The organism is Maledivibacter sp. (assembly GCA_025210375.1).
In the GTDB taxonomy this organism is placed as follows: Bacteria; Bacillota; Clostridia; order Peptostreptococcales; family Caminicellaceae; genus JAOASB01.
Genome location: JAOASB010000037.1, coordinates 196,826 through 218,938 on the forward strand (window position 1 = coordinate 196,826; position 22,113 = coordinate 218,938).

17 protein-coding genes and 1 pseudogene are annotated in these 22,113 nt (G+C 31.5%); 5 read left to right on the forward strand and 13 right to left on the reverse strand.

Annotated elements, in window-relative coordinates:
- Positions 1 to 298: 298 nt before the first annotated feature.
- A complete protein-coding gene (locus tag N4A68_13735) occupies positions 299 to 3,262 on the reverse strand; it encodes a cadherin-like beta sandwich domain-containing protein (GenBank protein MCT4565358.1) in 2,964 nt (987 codons plus the stop codon).
- Positions 3,263 to 4,138: 876 nt separating this feature from the next.
- Here N4A68_13735 and N4A68_13740 point away from each other — a divergent pair.
- The gene (locus N4A68_13740; protein ID MCT4565359.1) at positions 4,139 to 5,671 is read left to right on the forward strand and encodes a recombinase family protein; all 1,533 of its coding nucleotides are present in this window, start codon (positions 4,139 to 4,141) and stop codon (positions 5,669 to 5,671) included.
- Positions 5,672 to 6,106: 435 nt separating this feature from the next.
- Here the strand turns inward: N4A68_13740 and N4A68_13745 are convergent, their stop codons facing one another.
- Positions 6,107 to 6,370 carry a hypothetical protein gene (locus N4A68_13745; GenBank protein ID MCT4565360.1) on the reverse strand — a complete coding sequence of 88 codons (264 nt, stop codon included), beginning with the start codon at positions 6,368 to 6,370 and terminating at the stop codon, positions 6,107 to 6,109.
- A gap of 161 nt (positions 6,371 to 6,531) precedes the next feature.
- On the opposite strand from N4A68_13745, the gene N4A68_13750 reads away from it, so the two are divergent.
- Positions 6,532 to 6,831, forward strand: coding sequence for a DUF805 domain-containing protein (locus N4A68_13750; protein MCT4565361.1), 300 nt, complete (start codon positions 6,532 to 6,534; stop codon positions 6,829 to 6,831).
- 162 nt (positions 6,832 to 6,993) lie between these two features.
- Here N4A68_13750 and N4A68_13755 read toward each other — a convergent pair whose 3' ends face one another.
- Positions 6,994 to 7,242 (reverse strand): hypothetical protein, encoded by a 249-nt coding sequence (locus tag N4A68_13755; GenBank protein ID MCT4565362.1) that lies wholly within the window; start codon positions 7,240 to 7,242, stop codon positions 6,994 to 6,996.
- Between the two features lie 284 nt (positions 7,243 to 7,526).
- Here N4A68_13755 and N4A68_13760 point away from each other — a divergent pair, with 284 nt between their 5' ends.
- Positions 7,527 to 9,107: a recombinase family protein gene (locus N4A68_13760; GenBank protein ID MCT4565363.1), complete on the forward strand. Its 1,581-nt coding sequence runs from the start codon at positions 7,527 to 7,529 to the stop codon at positions 9,105 to 9,107.
- A 16-nt stretch (positions 9,108 to 9,123) separates the two neighbouring features.
- On the opposite strand, the gene N4A68_13765 is transcribed toward N4A68_13760, so the two are convergent.
- Complete coding sequence (locus N4A68_13765) at positions 9,124 to 9,996, reverse strand: C39 family peptidase (protein ID MCT4565364.1); 873 nt, start codon at positions 9,994 to 9,996, stop codon at positions 9,124 to 9,126.
- 1,176 nt (positions 9,997 to 11,172) lie between these two features.
- On the opposite strand from N4A68_13765, the gene N4A68_13770 reads away from it, so the two are divergent.
- Together N4A68_13770 and N4A68_13775 are read left to right on the forward strand one after the other, a co-directional pair.
- Positions 11,173 to 11,427 carry an AbrB/MazE/SpoVT family DNA-binding domain-containing protein gene (locus tag N4A68_13770; protein ID MCT4565365.1) on the forward strand — a complete coding sequence of 85 codons (255 nt, stop codon included), beginning with the start codon at positions 11,173 to 11,175 and terminating at the stop codon, positions 11,425 to 11,427.
- A gap of 143 nt (positions 11,428 to 11,570) precedes the next feature.
- Entirely contained in the window at positions 11,571 to 11,729 is a 159-nt protein-coding gene (locus tag N4A68_13775; GenBank protein MCT4565366.1) for a DUF1540 domain-containing protein, read from the forward strand.
- 254 nt (positions 11,730 to 11,983) lie between these two features.
- Here N4A68_13775 and N4A68_13780 read toward each other — a convergent pair.
- The 9 genes and pseudogenes from N4A68_13780 to N4A68_13820 all read right to left on the reverse strand — a co-directional run bounded on the left by N4A68_13780 (position 11,984) and on the right by N4A68_13820 (position 21,203).
- Positions 11,984 to 12,325: pseudogene (locus N4A68_13780) on the reverse strand (RNA polymerase subunit sigma-70).
- A 66-nt stretch (positions 12,326 to 12,391) separates the two neighbouring features.
- Positions 12,392 to 14,080: a penicillin-binding transpeptidase domain-containing protein gene (locus tag N4A68_13785; GenBank protein MCT4565367.1), complete on the reverse strand. Its 1,689-nt coding sequence runs from the start codon at positions 14,078 to 14,080 to the stop codon at positions 12,392 to 12,394.
- Positions 14,081 to 14,225: 145 nt separating this feature from the next.
- A complete protein-coding gene (gene udk, locus N4A68_13790; protein ID MCT4565368.1) occupies positions 14,226 to 14,873 on the reverse strand; it encodes a uridine kinase in 648 nt (215 codons plus the stop codon).
- 1 nt (position 14,874) lies between these two features.
- Positions 14,875 to 16,110 (reverse strand): U32 family peptidase, encoded by a 1,236-nt coding sequence (locus N4A68_13795; GenBank protein MCT4565369.1) that lies wholly within the window; start codon positions 16,108 to 16,110, stop codon positions 14,875 to 14,877.
- Positions 16,111 to 16,165: 55 nt separating this feature from the next.
- On the reverse strand, positions 16,166 to 16,810 hold the full coding sequence (locus N4A68_13800) for an O-methyltransferase (GenBank protein MCT4565370.1): 645 nt from the start codon (positions 16,808 to 16,810) through the stop codon (positions 16,166 to 16,168).
- Between the two features lie 184 nt (positions 16,811 to 16,994).
- Positions 16,995 to 18,035 carry an endolytic transglycosylase MltG gene (gene mltG / locus N4A68_13805; GenBank protein MCT4565371.1) on the reverse strand — a complete coding sequence of 347 codons (1,041 nt, stop codon included), beginning with the start codon at positions 18,033 to 18,035 and terminating at the stop codon, positions 16,995 to 16,997.
- Positions 18,036 to 18,344: 309 nt separating this feature from the next.
- Positions 18,345 to 18,941, reverse strand: a complete 597-nt coding sequence (locus tag N4A68_13810; protein MCT4565372.1) for a lysine exporter LysO family protein — start codon at positions 18,939 to 18,941, stop codon at positions 18,345 to 18,347.
- A 2-nt stretch (positions 18,942 to 18,943) separates the two neighbouring features.
- The gene (locus N4A68_13815) at positions 18,944 to 19,231 is read right to left on the reverse strand and encodes a LysO family transporter (protein MCT4565373.1); all 288 of its coding nucleotides are present in this window, start codon (positions 19,229 to 19,231) and stop codon (positions 18,944 to 18,946) included.
- Between the two features lie 304 nt (positions 19,232 to 19,535).
- On the reverse strand, positions 19,536 to 21,203 hold the full coding sequence (locus N4A68_13820) for a ribonuclease J (GenBank protein MCT4565374.1): 1,668 nt from the start codon (positions 21,201 to 21,203) through the stop codon (positions 19,536 to 19,538).
- Positions 21,204 to 22,113: the final 910 nt, after the last annotated feature.

Below are 22,113 nucleotides of genomic sequence, written 5' to 3' on the forward strand. Positions count from 1 at the left end.
TATCCAAATATTAATCCCTTTATATGTCCAATATCAATATCTTTGCCGAGTATCTTATTTATAAGATAGCATAAAATGTGACTAAAAATTTTTGTTTGAATTCTTCGGTTATTAAGTATAGATTTCTACGAGTTCTATTAAATCTTGTTCTATACCCTATACATGGGAATAAATCTTTAAAATTACGCTTTACAAAATTGAACCATGCATTTTCAGAATAGATAGTCATTAATTCACCAACTATACTTATTGTTAGGGCTTTTATATTTGTAAATTTTAACTATCACAACGAGTAAAGTTACTTATTATATAGCATTGTTATCAAATTGTATAACATTTGAGCAACCTCTGCCCTAGTTGAAGTTGCATTTGGGTTTAATTTATCATCTCCACTTCCATTTATAATACCTCTATTGATCAGGTATTCAATAGCTCCCACAGCATAGCTAGATACTTCACCATTATCAGCAAAATCCGCAAGTCTATCTCCGTTATCTGTTAGTTCATCAAGTCTTTCACTTACTTCTAATGATTTATATAACATATACATCATATCTTCACGGCTGATTGCTCTATCGGGTTCAAAGCTTTTGCCAAAAATTTCAGGTAATATACCGTTTTCTCTCGCAATCCATATGTTTTCTGTATACCAATTGTCTTCCTCAATATCTGTATAACCTATATCAGTTCCATCTGCTTTAAGATTAAAGTATCTTACCATTAAAGTTATAAACTCAGCTCTAGTAATGACTCCTTCTGGGGTAAATTCGGTCTCACTTCTTCCATTTACAATTTCTCTTGATGCTAACATCTCTATGGCTTCTTTACCCCAATGCTCCAAAACATCATCGAAGGTTATATCTACATACATTAGCGCATAGTTACTTAAATGGTTCGTTTTAAATCTCATTACTCCATTTACTACTATACCCTCCATGATTTGTGTTTCATCGTTTTCATCAATATATACAGCAACTACTTTGTGTTTTTTATATTTACCTTTAATCGGTATTTCTATAACTATTGGTGTTTTAGATTTAAATCGTGTTTTTTCTCCATCTACAAATACGCTTATATCGTAAACCGGCAAATCACCTATTTTCTGTTCGAGATCATCAGATAATTGAAGCTTATTTTTATCTACTTCCTTAATTTTAGCTTGCACTGTCTTATTCTTTAACTCTTTGAAATCCTCGCCATTAAAGGTTATTTCAACTTTCTCTTGTTTAACAATAATGGGTGTACTGTCCCCTTTTTTGTATTCTGCTATAGTTACAGCATTATCAACTGAATTTGATGTACTTTTTCTTTTCGATCGTGATTTAGTTGATATTATATTTGAAGATGCTTCTGCACGCACTATAGATAAATCGTAAGCAGTTGTTGTACCATTCTCAGCAGTAACTACTATAGGCACATTATTACTTCCGACCCCTAATGAAATACTCTTACTGGTGACACTATCACCAGCAATGGTCATTGTTGAATACTGAGAGTTCTTAGAAGCATTAACAACAACTGAACTTACACCATTAGCTACATTCAAACTATACGAAGTTGTACCTGTTGAAAAACTAGGTGATATACCATAGCCTGATACCCTTAATGCACTCAATGTACTATCTGTATCAGGTGGTCTTTCAGTCACATTGATTGTATAAGTTTTGGTTTCATCGATACTCGACTTAACTTTTAAAACAATCTGTTCTGGACTATTAAATGTGATGGTCTTCTCAGTTCCATCATCATACACCTCATCGGTATTGCCATCATAGGTTAATGTCATATTCGTGTATGTTGGATTATTTGGAACAGCTTTAAATTTTAGTTCCTTAGTTCCAGCCACTGCTTTAACATTGTAAGTCAAAGTTGCTGGATCAAAGCTTAAAATATCATTACTACCTGCTTTTAAATATATCTCACTCAAAGCAGTTCCATCAACTACCTTAATATTGTACACATAAGTTTCTTTAGCAAAACCAGCCTCACCTTGTGTGCCTGTAGTAGCATTAATAGTAACTGAGTAGTTTCCTGGTGTAAGTTCTTTCGTTTCAACAGCATTCGCTCCAACAACTAGTGAGGAAATATCAGATGTTGCAGTGATTACTGCACCACTATCTAATCTATCAATCCTCATTTCCAAGGTAGTCATGTTACTAGAGATTACAACATCATAAGTATGTGTATTCTTATTAAAGGCATATGATGAGTATAAACTTTTCATACTTGAACCATCAAACAAAATAAGTACAATATTTGAAACGTCCGCACTTCCATGACGAGTTACATTTATGGTATATACTCTTGAACTGTAATCAACTTGTCCTTCTGTCCCTTGAGTGACCTTTACTAGAATAGTATTTAATCCTGTTTCAAGGGCTTTGGTTGCATTGCTATCATAATCATTATTACCTATTTTATATTGATATGATGCACCAGTTGCTTCATTTGATGGTACCAACTTAAAACTGGTCACATCATAATCAACACTATAGTTTATCGTTGATGCTGGTTCTCTATATATATCTGCTGGTTGTTCTACACTATTTATTAATTTGATCAAATTCAATGAACTAAGATCCACACCATTATCTCTTATAAATTTAATTTTATAGTATTGAGTCCCACCATTGGTATTGGTGACTCTTATTTTAATAGTATTTTGACTTGCTGGCACCGGTTTATATGTATTAAAATCCAACGTACTATTATACGGACCATCATTAAGTGCATAAGTAACAGTAGATGCTTTAATTTCTGGTGTTCCACTGACACTCCAATTTGAATCATAAGGTAATCTACCTAAATCATATAACATTGTCTCTTTATCAAAACCAATAATTTGTGAGCCATTAAAGTTTAAGTCACTTAATGATAAAGAGTCTCTATCTTTAGTCAATCTAATGTTATAAGTTGTTTTTCTTGTTGCTTCATCATTTGATATGATTTCAACTTTTAATGTCACATCACCTGAGGAAACATCAAATGTTTTACTACTTTTTACAACATCATCAATTTTAATAATTGAATTCGATGCAGTAAAATGCAGCGTTACCATATCTGAATTTACAATAAGTGTTTGATCTAAAAGATCATAGTCAAACAAATGAGATATAGTACCAGAAGATCCTGTAGCCACTAAAGATTCAAGTTTTGGCATCTCACTTGTTATTTGTGTAGATTCTTCAGCTACAACTTCCGCTGTAAAGACACAAAGTATACACAGAACTAAAAAGATGACAATCAAAATATTTTTTTTCATTTTCTTCCCCCTTAAGATTGAAAGCTATAGTCAGTTGCAGAACCCTACAACTATTGAAAAAACTATATATTTTAACACTTTCAAAAAGGATTTCCCCCACTCAATGTAGAATTATTAATATATTCCTAAGTACATTAAAAATCTAAAAAAGAGAGGGCCCCCCATGAAAGCAAATTGTAAACAAATAACTTTTTTGATTCTATTTTAAGAGCTAGTAAATAGCTTGCTAAAATCCTTGAAAACAAAGGACAAGGTAAAGACTTTCATATCCACAATCATGCTTATTCTAAAATGCCAAAGACCGCATCTACCAACGATGATACCCCTTGCGAATTTATTCTATAGCAACTAAATTATATTCTACATTACTATTATCAATATATTTAAGGAAGCTATCTGAATTTTATATATACTCATTTTTAATTATTTATGTAAATATCATTAAAATCCTTTAGCTGTTTTTGTCGAATGCAAAAATATATTGGAATAAATTGCTGATGTTTAGTACCCTCTGTTTTTAGAGAAAAAATATAAGTGTAAAGCCAAAGTCCTTCACTACTAGTAAAAACAATATATCTTATTGGTCTTATCTATAAAATCTTATCAAGTAATTTTCTACCCTATATAAACTCAAAAATCTTATATTTTTATTACACATTTTAATTACATTTATTAGAAAAATACGTTGAAAACAGAACGTAAGTTCACCATGCGACAAGGGTGATCTATTGATTGAAATAGAAAAACTTGAAACCATACTAGTCGAAAACAACATTATCTTAGAATTTTCTCTTTTCTTTTTAAGGTTATCTCATGTTTTTAATTTTTTAAAATAAATATATAGTTATAAGCATTTATTTTACGGAAGGTGAGTATATGGATAGGATTTGTATGTATCTAAGAAAATCTAGGGCTGATGAAGAAGCTGAAAAGTATAATGAAGGAGAAACCCTTGCTAAGCATAAAAAAATATTATTAAAAGTTGCAAAGGATATGAACTTAAATATTGTAAAAATTCGTGAGGAAATAGTTTCTGGTGAAAGTTTGGTTCATAGGCCTGAGATGCTTGAGCTTCTAAAGGAAGTGGAGCAAAGCATGTACGAAGCTGTGCTTTGTATGGATATGGATCGTCTTGGTCGTGGTAATATGCAAGAACAAGGACTTATACTGGAAACCTTTAAAAAATCCAATACAAAAATAATAACACCTCGTAAAACATACAATCTCCGTGATGAGTTTGATGAAGAATATTCTGAGTTTGAAGCATTCATGGCCCGTAAGGAACTAAAAATAATCAATCGTAGGTTGCAGCGTGGTAGGATTCGCTCCATCGAAGACGGAAACTATATCGCTACTTTACCACCCTATGGCTATTTAATACACTATGAAGGTAAAGCTAGGACCCTTAAACCCCATACTGAACAAGCTGAGGTCGTAAAATTGATTTTTGATTTATATACAAAAGAGGGAATTGGTTGTAATAAGATTTCCCACAAACTTAATCAGTTAGGATACAAAACCTATACCGGTAAGAAATGGTCAAATGCATCGATAATCAGCATAATAAAGAATGAAGTATATACCGGTAAAGTACAATGGATGAAGAATAAAATAAAAAAATCAAGTAAGCCAAATCAAACTAAGGAAGTCCAGATGAGGCCGAAAAACCAATGGATAACAGTAGATGGAAAGCATGAGGCTATCATTTCTGATGCTGTATTTAGAGCAGCACAGGAAATATTGAGCTCACGCTCCCATGTTCCCTATAATACAAGGATAACTAATCCCCTTGCCGGCATTGTTAAATGCAAACTATGTGGTGCTTCTATGGTTTACAGACCCTATGGTGAAAAACCGGCTCATCTTATATGTTATAAAAATTGTGGAAATAAAAGTTCAAAATTTATATATGTTGAGGAAAGACTGTTGAAGGGCTTAAAGGAATGGCTTACGCAGTATAAAGCAAAGTGGAATAAAATCGTTTCCTCTAATGATTATAGTATGGATGAAATAATTGATATACATAAAAATGCTTTGAAAAATCTCAAGACTGAATTAACCCAGCTAGAAAAACAAAAAAACAGTCTACACGATTTTTTAGAACGTGGAGTTTATGATACAGATACTTTTTTAGAAAGGTCTGAAAATCTTACCAATAGAATAGAAATAGTGAAGTCAAATATAGAAAAAACAGAAAAGGATCTAGAAACTGAAAATAACCATATGGATGCTCAAAAAGAAATAATACCTATGGTTGAAAAGGTACTGGATTTGTATAGCAGATCAAAGGATGCCGAGAAAAAAAATAGACTTCTGAAAACAGTTTTGGATTATGCTGAATATGGTAAGATGAAGCATGAAAGAAATGACCAGTTTACACTTACCCTATATCCTAAGCTTCCTAAATAAGTTGTATTTTATATAAAGCACTGTGATAGAACCTATGAAAATACTATATAGATAGACTACCGATAAACAGTTAAGGGGAATTCATTGCCCTCTTTATCAATACCTATAGGTTCTTGGATAGAAACTTCATTCTTAGTTTTTTTGCCAGCTCTAATTGTCATTAATATTTCATTTGCTATGTTTACCAAAATGCCACTTTTATATTTCAAAATCAAAGCCTTTTATATTCTACTTATAAACTTCTCTAATATTTAACATCATATTAATGTATACTTAACATTCGGCTGTTAATATATAATTACAAGGAACAGCATATATGGTATTATTCCTCTCTTAAAATATTAAAAGTACAGCAAAGGAACTTCCGCTTTAGGCGGAAGTTCTCTTTACATATGCAATTTTGCCAGGTCAAGGGTTCTGCAATTCCTTAAACCATCATTGATTAACTATGTCTGTAATTTTTATCTTACTCAGTTCCTTTATCATTGTTTTACATAATTTAATTGCATCCTTTATATCAAAATCAATTTCATCTGAATTAGATTTATAATCTTCTATCTGCTCCTTCCAAGTACCTATTTCATATTCCTTTGACATATTGAATATCTCATGCAAAGAAAGTTCGTCCTTATAATCATCAAATAATATATTAAAGGTCTCCTTTAATTGATTTAAAACATTTTTTCTATACATATTCACATTTGTTGGCCCCCTTTACATCAATATATGTAAGATATTGATATTATTTATATATAATGAAACAATTTATGTATATGTTTGAATGTCTTATGTATAAATATTTTAATTAATTCACCTTATTTTTAACCCTCCATACACTGAAGTAGGAAGAAGGTGAGTTTATGAAAAATATATTTAATATCAGTGGCAAAATGGATAGAATTGATTATTTTGGTTATAGCTTTTTATTAGGATTGATCTCATTTATTGTGGGAGCTTTAATTTTTTATGTTAATAATTTATTTTCAGTATTTGTGCTTTTATTGATTTGTATTTTTGTCATCATTTTCGCCATTAATATTACAGTCAAACGACTTCATGATCTAGGACGGCCTGGAATACATTGTTTATTATTATTGATTCCTGTATATAATATTTATTTCTCAATAATCCTATTATTCAAAAAAGGGACAACGGAATGACGAAATAGTATATTTAGAATAAAAGTTTAGGAATATCTAATACCTTTGTTTTTGGTAAGATTTTCATAAGAAATCACCTCAATAAAAAATGGCTCCATTGTGAATTTGGAACCATTTTTTATAATTTCAAACCTTGTAACAAAATCCTTTCATCTATCTGCATCATAATTCCTTAAACTCCTTCAAGGGATAATGGGTATTTACTATTCCTTCCCCCATATCCTCTTCACAATATGTACAAGCCTCCAAATAAGCCCTGATCTCATCTATTTTACCTTCTTTAACCATCTTAACTAATTTCCCCACAACTATTTCTCTTTGTGCATTAGTTATTTTATCCCTTATCTCTTCTTGTTCATCCAATTCAAGCTCTTCAAACTTTTTACCTCGCACTATTATATTTGTCTTCATTACATCACCTCAATACAGCCTATGAAGATACTGGATTGTACTATACGTATATTAAGGCACATAAAAAATAAACAGGTCAGATCTCAAAGTAATCTCCATTGTTTTTCCAGGTGATTCATCATGGAAATGCTCACTGTAGGCAAGGGATGAATTAATCAGGAAAAGAATTAAAGTGCCCAGTCCCATGACCAGTTTATTTTTTTGAATATGCCTAATCTATTATTCTAGTTTTAAGTTGCTAATAGCTTCATATAATTTAATATATATCCATAAGGGGTGATGACATGATAGCAGCAATTTATTCTCGTAAATCCAAGTTCACTGGCAAAGGTGAATCCACCCAAAATCAAATACAATTATGTGAACAATATGCGAAAGACCACTTTAATGTAAATAAAATTATGATCTATGAAGATGAAGGGTTTTCCGGTGTAAATTCACATAGACCGGAATTTCAGAAAATGCTGAAGGATGCAAAGGAAAAAAGATTTAATATCCTTATCTCCTATAGATTGGATAGAATCAGTAGGAATATTTCAGATTTCTCGAATTTGATTGAGCTGCTTCAAAATAAGAACATAGGGTTTGTATCTATTAGAGAGCAATTTGACACCTCTACCCCCATGGGTCGAGCTATGATGTACATTGCATCGGTTTTTGCACAACTTGAGAGGGAAACAATAGCCGAAAGGATAAGGGATAACATGCTGGGTTTAGCTAAGACTGGAAGATGGCTAGGTGGCAATCCTCCTACGGGCTTCAAAAGTGAATCCATACTCTACCTTAATTCTAATATGAAAGAAAAAAGGATGTATAAGCTAACACCTGTAACAGAAGAACTAGAACTAGTTAAGCTTCTATTCAAAAAATATTTAGAATTTCAATCTTTATCAAAGCTTGAAACTTACTGTATACAAAATTACATTAAAACTAAAAATGAAAAGAACTTTTATAAATACTCTTTAAGAAATATTCTAACCAATCCAGTATATGCAGGGGCCGATCAGTATTCTTATAAATATTTTGAAGTAAATAACTCACAAATTGCTTGTTCTAAAAAAGAATTTACAGGTGAATATGGAATAATGGCCTATAATAAAAATCTTGTAGTAAAAGGAAAATCTAATAAAACAAAAGCTATGGATGAGTGGATAATTGCAATAGGAAAACATAAGGGCATTATATCGGGTAAAGATTGGGTTAAGGTTCAAGAAATCATAACTAAAAATAAAGCCTTGGCTCCCCGTAGAAATACTTCACAGATTGCCCTTCTATCAAACTTTTTAAGATGCTCTAAATGCGGTTCATTCATGAAGATAAAATACGGACGGCTGAAGGTAGGAACGGATACAAGACATTATTATTACGTCTGTAACTCTAAGGAAATATCTAAGGGAAAACTATGTAATAATAAAAATCTGACAGGAGAAAAAATTGATACTGAAGTTATAAGGGCTCTATCAAGGAAAATGAAACCCGGATCAATAAATGCCCTTGATAAAATTAAAAAGAATATGCAAAAAAAGAATCATCAAAATATCATAGCAGCCGATAGAATCAAAGAAAATAAAAAGTCCATTAATACTCTTTTAAAACAGCTTTATTATAATGACAATCCTAATGTGTCACAATACATTTTTAATGAAATTGAAAAGCTAGATAAAGAAATCAGTGATATGGAATCTAATATTAAAAACTATAATGCTGAAATAAAATCCTTTAATATAAATATATTACAGGATATAACAATCGATTTTACTAGATCAGTTGATATCTCTAGCCTTGAAGAGAAAAAAATTTTTTTGAATAATATAGTTGATAAAATTAATTGGGATGGAAAAGAATTAAATATCATACTGTTATAAACCCTTAATTTACTAATTATTGCTTAATCAAACGTTCAAGAGTCTTTACACTGAAAGTATCATAATCCTCGGTTTTTATATTCCCAGTATAAGGGTCCATATACATAACTTTTTTCATTGTCGAAGTCTCTGAATATCCAACAATAACTACAGCATGTCTTGTAGTTTCTAAATCAAGACCTACAATTATTGGATTTTTGTATTTTAAAATTTCAGCTTTAATTACATCAAAGGAAATGGGCTGTTTTGACTCAAATAAGTCATACTTTATATTATAGCTATCCACTCCATACTTAATTTCAAAGGGATAACCTTGAACATCGTTGTCATGTCCCTTTATTTTTGAAATAAAATCAATTTGTGAAATATCATTAACTCCAAAATATTTCAAAACCGAAACTGAACAAGCTGACCAGCACCAATTAGACTTTTCTTGATTTTCTAAAGGAAAATTCCTTAACATTATTTCATAATTATTAGACTGGGGCCTTTTAATCCAAAAATCATATAGCCCTGTTTCATTTTTGTATCCACGAATTTTTATATAATATGTTTTTCCAGCAATTAAATTGTATTCCATCCTAAAATTTCTTTCTAACCCTACATCATCATTAGAATCTAAAAGGTTCTTATTACTATCATATAGGCATCCCATAATATCCGTTGAGCCCGATGAAAAGAAAGTGAACATTCCACTTCTTGTTGTCGTTAATTTATAGTAATCTTCTTCATTCTCTTTTGATATTCCAGCGGATATAATTACCGTATCCTTATCTTGTATAAAATTAATTTCAGATGTATAAGTGAAAGAATTATTATCCTCAGCATAAACTTTAGTCATCAACAATAGCATAATGATTATTAATGTTAATGAAGGAACTTTTCTCATTTCAATTCCCCTCACCTTTCTTACTATAGTGTAGTATTTCATCTCCTAGTATTGGTCGTTCAAAGCAGATATCCAACGCAATATATTCCCACTCTTATCTTTGTTAAATTTCACAGCTCAATATAGATATTCCAGTTAAACAGTTAATTTATACATATCTATATCCTCAATAATTGAGCAAAATTGGAATAATTTACATCCATAAATATATATAATAGCTAATAATATCTATTTTCTTTCTAAATTTTGCTAATTGACTACATAAACTATAGTATCGTTAATATTCATTCTTGTCCATAGCGAAATATGTCGAAGTGTGTCGAAATTATTTTTTAAGCATTCATTCCTATGCCCCAAAATACTTTGTCCTCCAAACTGATGAATGACCAGATTTTTCCCATAGTATATGTTATAATACTTAAGTAATTATTCAATAGAAGGGAGGTATTCTGTAATGGCCATCTTTCCACTTTATATTTTTGGAGGTATAGGTTTATTATTAATAATTGGTCTAGTCTTTATCTTGTTAAATAGGAATTAAAAAAATTGCATACTCAATTTAATAAATAGGGTGATTAAATTAATCTTAATTAAGGTCATAGGTCTATGAGATCATGCTTTGATTTCATAATAATCCATAGTAAATATCTCTATAAAGCCCTATGACCTATAAATACAGGTTATAAAATTGAATTATTCCCCCAAGCCCTTTCCAACGATGCTGTAGCAATGCATATAGTCTAGTCCATTCCCTTCTTTCTTCCTCTTCTAGTAATATCATAAATTAGCTTTGTATGGTAATTTCTTCTTGTTCTATAATATGCGTAACATTATGATTTGAATTATCCGAGCAAATTGCATAATTACCTTCTGCAAAAACTATCTACTATATATAGTCAAAAAACCTTAAGAACTATACCATCAAATATGCTTATATCTTAAGCAATTAAATATAGGATGATATTCGCATATCAGGCTTAGCCAAGTAAGAGTTATGCAATTTCCTCATCCTTAAAATTTTCAAAGTCAATATCAAAATAAATCCTATTCTGCCTAGCTATAATAATTATTACTTATGCTATGTGCAAAGATTTATCGAGGTTATTTCGTGGTAATTATTAACATTTTTCCATTTCTCGTCATAATGTGCTATAATATTACAGAGGAGGTTTTGGTATGAAAGCTACGGGAATTGTTAGAAAACTTGATAGGTTGGGAAGAATAGTTCTTCCAGCGGAACTTAGACGAACTATGTCTATAGAAACAGGTAATCCCATAGAGATATTTTCTGATTCTAATAGTATTATTTTGGCTAAGTATAAGGAAAAGTGTTATATCTGTGGTAATGAGGATGATCTGACAGAGTTTAAGGGCAAACACGTGTGTCATAATTGTATAGATGAATTGTTGAAGAAATTTTCTGACTATTAATGATGCTGATACAATAAATTGTAACATTACAAACTGCTTCTAGTAGTAGTTTGTATTTTTTTTTATTTCATAAGGTCTTATTATCTGAATATATCTCCATAAAAAATCAAATAATATATCTGATTCTTTTACTAGGAGGTGAAATAATGCCAAATAACAGTATAGGATGTAATGTTACGGAGTGCAGACATCACGCTGGAGCCGTTAATCAATGTTCCCTTAATCACATTGAAGTTGTTAAGCATAAAAATCCTGCCACATGTCCAGAATGCACAGATTGTCAAAGCTTTGAAAAAAAATAATATCATTAATCCTCACTTTTAAGTGAGGATTCAGGCTGTTGACAAACCCGAATTTCTTCGTTGTTGCCTAGGCCAAGGACCCTTACGTATGTCTGTATACGCTGCGGCCTCTCGGTTTCAGCACGCCTCGAACTTCAAATTGTTAGGCAGCCTGCCATCTTGTTGACTTTGTCAACAATCTTAATTGCAAAATCTACTTTACTTCCCTATACAATGGTTTAAAATATCCAGAGTAGCTTTTTAGTAAACATTGTATTTTCTATACATCTTGCTGCATAAGTTGCGAGTCTTGTGCCTTTGCTTGTATCGAAGGTAGTTATTGCCTTTATTAAGCCAATTGTACCAATAGATATAAGGTCATCCACATTGTATCCTGTATTGTGATACTTTTTTACTACATGGGCAACAAGTCTAAGATTCTTTTCAATCAATATGTTTTTAGCATTCTCATCACCCATAGAATACAACTTTAGATATTTCTCTTCATCTTCTTGATTAAGAGGTTTTGGAAAGGAAGTATTGTTTGCAACAAATGCAGATAAAAATAATAAAGGAAGCGATACAAGAGTTAACCACATGTAGGATGCCACCCCCATAGTTTTAGTCACTTTAAATTATATGTTTGCGATACCTATTTTGTGCATGTCTTGGGAAGGATTTTTTTACATTCCCATTCCCAGCATATTCTTCGCAATATTAGAAAATATGGGAGTAGCTATTTTGCCTCCGCTTCCCTTTTCTTCAACTATTACAGTCACTACGTATTCAGATTTTTTCCCTAGAAAAAATCCTGTAAACCAAGCATGAACAGTCTCTCCATTTTTTCCAACTGCCTCTGCGGAACCAGTTTTACCATAGGTCTCTGTACCATCTATATTAGCTCTTTTACCTGTACCTTCTTTAACAACCTTTCTCATCATTCTTTTAATCTTGGTGGCAGTATCACTTGAAACTACTCTATTTATTTCTTTATCATTATATTTATCTAAAATTTTACCGTTACTGTCTGTTAATCCCTTCACAAGTCTTACTCCTACATCTATTCCATCATTAGCTATTATATTAGTAAATCTTGCCACCTGTAATGGAGTAACTTCAACGGTACCTTGTCCAATGGCTATATTCCCTATCCCTGGCCCTTTAACATAATCCTGTGAAGGTAAAATTCCCCCTACTTCTTCGTCAATCTTAATTCCCGTTTTTTTACCAATACCACACTTTTCTGCCATCTCAAGAAGCCTTTCTCCCCCAAGTGCTTGAGTTGCCTGTATAAATATTGAATTGCAGGATAATGTGAAGGCATCTTCAAAGCTTAGCTCACCATGTCCACCTCTTTTGTAACTATTGCATTTAATCATATTTACACCTAACATCTCATATCCCTTACAGATTGATTTATCACTCAGATCGATCACATCATTTTCAAGTAATGCGGCGGCAACAACGATTTTGAAAACAGAACCAGGTGGATATGAGATTTGAACAGCTTTATTATATAGCTCCTTTGATTTACTATCTAAGTGAGCTTCTATATTACCTTGATCAAAATTTGGTCTGCTTGCCATGGCTAAGATATCTCCTGACTTGCTATCTAGAACCACAACACTGCCAATATAGTTATTTTTATCTAACTCACTCTCACATATTTTTTGAATATCACTGTCCAAAGTAGTAATAATATTTTTTTTGGTCACTTCATCACTTTCAATAAGTATATATCCATATCCAGGAATAATCCTATTATGGGCATCAAGTATTGCACCAATCCTTTTCTCCCTATTTTCCACAAGCTCCTTATCAAAGGATTTTTCAAGTCCTGAAACTCCATTATTTTTAGACTTATTTACATATCCTATAACATGGGATGCCAAGCCCCCCTCAGCGTACCTTCTGGAACGCTCAACTGTAGATACCCCAATATTTCTTATCATCTTCTTAATTAAATTTTCATCATAATTGTTAATCAAAAGCTCTGTTTTCTTATCCTTTAAAATTTTATTAGCTATTTCCTCCCTACTTAATCCTGTTAGCTCCACTATGGTATCAATATTTTTTTTACTTAAATTAAATCCAGGATCTAAAATCAAATAGCTTTCTTTCCCCTTATTTGTTAAAGATTTTCCATTTGTATCATATATCGTTCCCCTATCAGCAATAGTTTGTGTCACCCGAAACCATTGTTCAAAGGCTTTTTTACTGTATTCATCTCCCTTTATAATTTGAATATAAAATAGTCTTATTATTAGGAGGCATAGCACTAGGCCTATGGCTCCAAAGACAGTAAAAATTCTTTTTTCCTTCAAGCCATCATTATTTTTTACTCTTCTTTTTTCTTTGACGGTTTTATCCATAAAAAAACACCTTCCCTCTATTGATTATTGACATAAGAGAAAAGGTCTATACTCCACTTTAGGCATATGAAAAAAATAAACAAGTCAAGTTACGAAAGGAATCAAAGGTACAAGTAAGGTGACTAGTTTATTTTTTAAATATGCCCTATATTGCAAAGCTATCGCCATTTTGTTTTTCATAGATTATTGATTTTACTTTAGCTACAACTATATCAATGGCAACCTTATTATATCCACCCTCTGGTATAATGATATTGGCGTATTTTTTCGTCGGTTCGATAAATTGTTGATGAGCAGGCTTTACGGTTTCAAGATATTGAGTTATTACGGACTCTAGGGTTCTTCCCCTATCGGATATATCCCTTACTATTCTTCTGATAACCCTTACATCTGCATCGGTATCTACAAATATTTTAATATCCATTAGATCCCTTAATCTTTTATCCTCTAAAATCATTATTCCCTCTAGCATTATAATATCCCTAGGGTCAACCTTTATAGTTTCTGCTTTTCTAATATGATTTGAAAAATCGTATATTGGTTTATTTATTGATTTACCATCCAATAAGCCCTTAAGCTGCTCAAGAAGTAACTCTGTATCAAAGGCCAGAGGATGATCATAGTTAGTTTTGGTTCTTTCCTCGAAGGATAAGTGCTTTTGATCTCTATAGTATGAGTCTTGTTCAATAATACATATATTTTTTTCAGGTAGGCTTTCATATATCTCCTTTGCCACAGTAGTTTTACCAGAACCAGTACCCCCAGTAATTCCAATTAGTATTGGTCTATTCAACTTAATCGTCCTCCCTTTTTCTCCTTAATATATAATATTTTTCAACAGGTTTATCCATAGACATTTTAATTTTTTGTTGTGCATGTGGTGCTACATCTATTTCATTATCCTTATCATCTAGCATTATTTTGATTTCTTGCTTGAAGCTTTTATAATCTGGACCAATAACCTCTATATGGTCTCCTTTAAACATTCTATTTCTTTGTTCAACTATGGCTAGACCAGTTTTTTCATCATATTCTAAGACCATTCCAATAAAATCGTATTCTCGTATATATGAGCTAGAAGTATATAATTGATCATCCTTAGTTGGCTTGTTTAGGTAAAAACCATTAGTAAACTTTCTATGACTTACTTTGCTGAGTTCTTCTAACCATTCAGGATTAAACTGGAATTTTTCCGGAGACTCAAGATATTCATCAATAGCTTTTCTATATACTCTTACGGTATTAGCAACATAGTATATACTCTTCATTCGTCCTTCGATTTTCAAGCTGAATATACCCGAATTAATTAACTCTGGTATATGATTTATCATACATAAATCCTTAGAATTAAAGAAATATGTGCCCTTTTCATCTTCGGTCACCCTAATATATTCTCCAGGTCTTTTTTCTTCAACAAGGTAATAGTTCCATCTACAAGGATGGGCACACTGACCTCTATTTGAGTCTCTATCAGCCATATAGTTGCTTAAAAGACATCTACCGGAATAAGAGATACACATAGCTCCATGTATAAATCCTTCTAATTCCAAATCCTTAGGAATATTGTCTCCTACTTCCTTGATTTCTTTAAAGGATAATTCCCTTGCTAATACTATTCTTTTGATTCCCTGCTTGTACCAAAAATTAGCACTCATATAGTTTGTATTATTAGCCTGTGTACTAAGATGAATCTCTAAGTTTGGAGCATATTCTTTAACATACATAAGAGTCCCGGGGTCAGAAAGTATAACGGCATCAACCTTCAATTCACTTAACTTCTCCAGATAACCGGGTAATTCCTTTAAATCTTCATTATGGGGTATGATATTTAATGTAACATATACCCTTTTTCCCCTTTCATGGGCATATCTTATTCCCTCTTCCATATCTTCAAAGGAAAAGTTTCTTGCACTGGCACGAAGTCCAAATATTTGTCCTCCTATATAAACCGCATCTGCTCCGTAAGCAAAAGCAATTTTCAGTTTCTCTAAATCGCCAGCCGGAGCCAATAACTCAATTTTTTTATTCACAAAAATTCCTCCCAATTTTAGTCATAAACAAGAAATACATAAATTATTTTCCTACTCATGCCTTATATGTTAATGCAACACCGTCACCTATTGGAATAACACTAGTAGTTAACTGTGGATGATTTGATATGTATTCTAAATACTTTCTCATTCTTTTAACTATTGTTATTTTCCGTCTTATTACATATTCATTTGATGCAACCATTCCCTTATATAATACATTGTCTGATATAATAATACCATTATCATTTAATTTGTCTATACAAGACATTAAGAATTCTTGATAATGCCCTTTAGATGCATCTAGAAAGATCATATCAAATTTCCCTTCAACTTTTGGGAGTAACTCCGATGCATCTCCTAATACAGCTTTTATATTGGATTCTAATCCTGCCTTTTTTATATTTTCAAGAGCTATTTTATGCATATCTTCTCTTTTTTCTATAGTAACTATCTTCCCTTTATTATCCATAGCATTAGAAAATATTAAAGCTGAATATCCTATTGCCGTTCCAGCCTCCAATATACTACGAGTATTACTAGTTTTGATTATCACTTCTAAAAATTTAGCTACTTCTGGATGAATTATAGGGACATTATTCTTCTCCGCAAATTCTTCTAATTCCTTTAATAACCCTTTATTTTGAGGTAGAATTTCTCTTATATATTCTTCAACTAATTTATCTACAATATTACTCAATCTAAACCCTCCCTTGTGAACAAAAGCGTCTAACGCCACCTATGAAAACCCTATATAACAACAAAAATTAATACGTGGCTCCTACCACGTATTAGTTTTTCCAAAATATTAAAAAATTAATTATGTAGGTCATTTCTCGAAGAGAAATCTGACCAAAACTAAAGGACTCGATATCATTTAGTTGCTATTCCCCATTTTTTGCATTTAAATGCTCCTTATATGTATTGCTAAATATATGGGAGCCATCACCTTTGGCCACAAAATATAGGTACTTTGAGTCCTTAGGATATAGGGCTGCATAGATGGACGCCTTACCTGGTGACGCAATAGGCATCGGTGGAAGCCCTAAATGCTTATAAGTATTATATGGTGAATCTATTTCTAAGTCTTTATATGTCAATCTTTGTTTTCTTTCTCCTAATACATATTGAACAGTAGCACAGGATTGAAGAAGCATATCCTTTTTTAATCTATTATGAAATACACTTGAAATAATTGGTCTTTCACTATCCACCCTAGCTTCCCTTTCAATAATAGAAGCCAGTGAAATGACATCATTTATGGTCATGCCCAGTTCTTTAGTTCTTGAATAATATTGCTCCTCAAAAATTTCATCAAATCTGTTTAGCATTTTTAAGACAAGCTCTTTCTCTGTTATGTTCTTCTTAACCTCATAGGTATCTGGAAACAAAAAACCTTCCAATCTATTCTTTCCCTTAGATGTTTCCTTTAGAAACTCAAATTGAAAATCTTCATTTTCGATTATATCTAAAAACTTTTCTTTATTTATGTTGAGTTCTTGGTTATTAGCCAGTTTATCTACTATCTGCTTTAATTCAAAACCTTCAGGTATAGTAAATTTTACTGTCTCTTGATATGTATCTCCTTTTATCAACTTATCAATTATTTCATTCACATTCATGGCTTTGCTTAGTTTATAGTCACCAGCTTTATATTCAGCCTCAATTTTTCTTTGTTTTGATATGAATCTAAAATAAAGCTCATTCCTTATTAGGTCATTATCCCTTAGGATATTAGCTATTTTTGAAGTAGCGGCCCCTTTAGGTATATTTATAAGTATACTTTCAGTATTTTTTTGATCTACGGGTAGTTTTAAAGAATCATAATATTTGAAACCACCATAGGCACAAATTAATAAAATCAGTACAACAAAAATTGTTATGTTTCTAATTAATATCCTCTTTTTTTTAGTAGAGGTCTTCATAGTATTTCCTCCAAAATCTATATTCAATAATAAAGCTATACCATCAAATATGCTTATATCTTAAGCAATTAAATATAGGATGATATTCCCATATTAGGCTTAGCCAAGTAAGAGTTATGCAATTTCTTCAAGGTAAGAAAACAATCCACACATTGTATTCTAAGATTAATAGCATTAATTATACAGGTTTCTCAATAGGACAAATTTCTTATATTATTATACATTTACCAGCAAAGTTTTACAAGTTTTTCTTTATAAAGAGTTCTAACTAAAGTCTCTTCACCCCACTAGACATTATCACAATTTTTTCTAATTGAAGCTCATCATTAAAGGAACCAATATAGGTACTAAAAGTGATAGTATAACCCCTGAAAAAAAGGATAATATTGATATATTGCTTTTTGTTGCCTTTGTGATTACAGGCAAAGCTGTATCCATAGAAGTCGCTCCAGCAGCAGCTATAGTTTCTATATCTCCTATTTTTTTAGCTATTATAGGAATAGCAATAAAAGCAATTACTTCCCTTGAAACATTAGCTAAAAAAGCTATCGTCCCAAGTTCCGCACTATGCTTAGAAAGTTCTATTGCCGATAAGGAATACCAGCCCAGGCCGGCTCCAATAGCCGCAGTTTCAAACAAGGAAAGCTTTAAAAAAAGACTAGCCACCATACTTCCAAATAGGGTTCCTAGGACTGTCATGATTGGAATCAAAAATATCTTTAAACCATAACTCCTTACATCCCTAATAATGCTCCTATTTTTCCCTATCTCTATACCAACAAAAAATAATAATAAACACAATCCAAAATCTATTATTAAATCAATATTGCTCATAACGGCTTCTGGAGCAAAGAAATACCCAAATATAATCCCTATAAATACTGAGAAAAGTATATGTATTGTCATGGCTATTCCTCCTTTTTTTCTGGTTTAATAGATTTTGATATGATTTTTACTCCTAAAACACTAAAAACAATTGAAAATATGGAAATAATAACAGCATTAAATCCTAGTCTATGGAAAGACAAAAGAACTTCTTTATTTATTCCAATTTTTATTCCCATAATGAATAATAAGAATAATAAACACATGTATTGAATAGAACTCGTTTTGCTAAATACTTTTTCAGATATTATATCCTTATAACCCATTAATGCCCCTATTGAGATAATTACTATGTAGAGTAATATTCGCATATTTTTATCACCTTTTCTTTAAGATTAAGTTTAATGGTCTATAATGCAAGCCCTAGCCCTTAGTAAAATACTGCTCCCAAAATATGACCTAAACCTCAGAACTTTTTTGCAACATATAAATTATACAAAATTATAAACATTTGAGCAAATAAGAGTTATACAATTTTCTCGGATAATAAATATTTCCGGGAAAATAAAAAACCGGAAGGCTATTATTCTAATTATAATAGTCTTCCAGTCCAATATCTTCTCTAAGTACATTCAAAATGAACTAGTTATCTTACTTGCTTATTTTTTATGTGACTTAAACTTCCATAATGATTGGCAATATCATTGGACGTCTTTTTGTTTTTTCAAATAAGTATCCCCTCAGTGAATCCTTTATAGCCGATTTTAAAGTAGCCCATTCCCTTACATTGTTTTCTTCACATTTCTTTAAAGCTTCTCTAACCACTAGCTTTGCACCATCGATTAAATCTTCTGATTCCCTAACATATACAAATCCACGAGAAACAATATCCGGGCCTGACATAACTTTTCCATCTTCTTTAGAGATAGTAACTACTACAACCATAAGACCATCTTCTGAAAGATGCTTTCTATCCCTTAATACTATATTTCCAACATCACCTACTCCAAGTCCATCAACTAATATATTCCCGGAATCTACAGTTCCACATATTTTCCCGCTGTCCTTTGTGATTTCTATCACTTTACCATTATCAGTAACGAAAATATTTTCCCTAGACATTCCCAAGGATTCTGCCAGTGATGCATGACGTCTAAGATGTCTGTATTCCCCATGAACTGGAATAAAGTACTTAGGTTTAACCAAGGTGTGTATTAACTTTAATTCCTCTTGGCAAGCATGCCCAGAAACATGGACATCGGCTAAGGATTCATAAATAACGTCTGCTCCCTTTTCAAATAACAGATTTATTACATTAGATACTTTTATCTCATTGCCTGGTATAGGTGTAGCGGATATTATAACCATATCCCCTGGACGTATATCCATTTTTCTATGCTCAGAAGCAGCCATTCTAGATAATGCTGCCATTGGTTCTCCCTGACTTCCAGTTGTTATTACAACAATTTCATTATCTGGATATCTATTTAAATCATTAATATCAATATGCATGCCCTCTGGAACATTTAAATAACCTAGCTCCATAGCCGCATTAGCTACATTTACCATACTTCTCCCAGAAAAAGCAACTTTTCTATTGAAGCTATATGCCGCATTTATGATCTGTTGTACCCTATGTACATTAGACGCAAAGGTAGCAACAATAATCCTACTTTCAACATCCTTAAAGATATTTTCAAAGGTTTTCCCAACAGTTCTTTCAGACATGGTATAGCCTGGCCTCTCAACATTGGTACTATCAGCTAACAATGCCAAAACACCTTCACCACCAAGCTGTGCAAATCTATGAAGATCCATTATATCTCCATCAATAGGTGTATAATCTATCTTGAAATCACCGGTATGGATTACTTTACCTAATGGAGTATCTATAGCCATGCTTACAGCATCTGGTATACTATGACTTGTCTTAATGAATTCAACACTAAATTTCCCAAGCCTTATAGTATCTCCTGGTTTAACAATATTCATTTCTACATCGCCTAGCATTTTATGTTCCTTAAACTTATTTTCAACAAGTCCTAGGGTTAACTTTGTACCGTATAAAGGTACATTGATCTTCTTTAGGACATAGGGTAAAGCCCCAATATGATCTTCATGTCCATGGGTCAAAACTATTGCTTTTACCTTCTCTCTATTCTTAAGCAAATAGGTTATATCAGGTATAACAACATCTATCCCCAACATCTCATCCTCTGGAAAACTTAGACCACAATCTACAACTATAATTTCGTTTTTGCACTCGAATACAGTCATGTTTTTTCCTATTTCATTCAGTCCTCCAAGTGGAATAATTTTCAGTTTCTCATCTTTTTTTGCCACATTATCACTCTCCTGATCTATATCAATTGAAACTTAATTGCTAGGTCAATACTAAGGAAATCATCAAAACTTAATGTAATAAAACCCTTTCATTTAAGTATTACTTCACTTTGTGAAATAACCCACAATTAAATTAATTATACTTCATGTGCTATTAGTTAGCAAGAAATCTACTTCTGAGCAAATTTCAATAGTAAAATTCGATGCATAGAATATAGCTACATATTATATTCAGCCTAGATTATATATATAAAGCTAAAAAATACTTAAATAGCTTTTGTAGAAGGTAATTATGCAATTTGCTCTATAAATAATCTAGATTCAAATATGTATTACTAAATAAAGCTTCCGATACTGTTTTAAGTTAGGTGAATTTTATATCCCCTGTAAATATTGTATTTATCATAGAGAGTTTAGAATGAATCTTAATTTATACATATTAAAATACTTAGCGTTTCTAAGGGTTTTTAATATATAAGTTGAGGGTTCAACTAGAATCTCTATAATATTTTGCTTTATTCAAGAATTGTTACTATTATTCCGTTCTCTTTTATATTTGAAAATCTTTAAATGTATTATTAGATTTCTATTCTTTTATATTATTCTCGTAATATCATTTTTTCATAAGGTATAATATCGGTATATATTTCCATAATATTAATGCCTAAGAAATCCGCATGATTAAAATTATTAATTGTAGAATGCAGTATGTAGATTGATTACTTGACTTTCTCAAATAAATTTTATACCGAAAAACTCTCTATAATATATTACACATATCCACCATATATATATAATATGTTTGTTTTTTCAAAATGATATTATTCTTTTTTGAATTAGTTCTTTATAATTAATGGATTTTCATTAGCATTATAGGGATTTTATAATATACTAAACTAAAAATAAAATC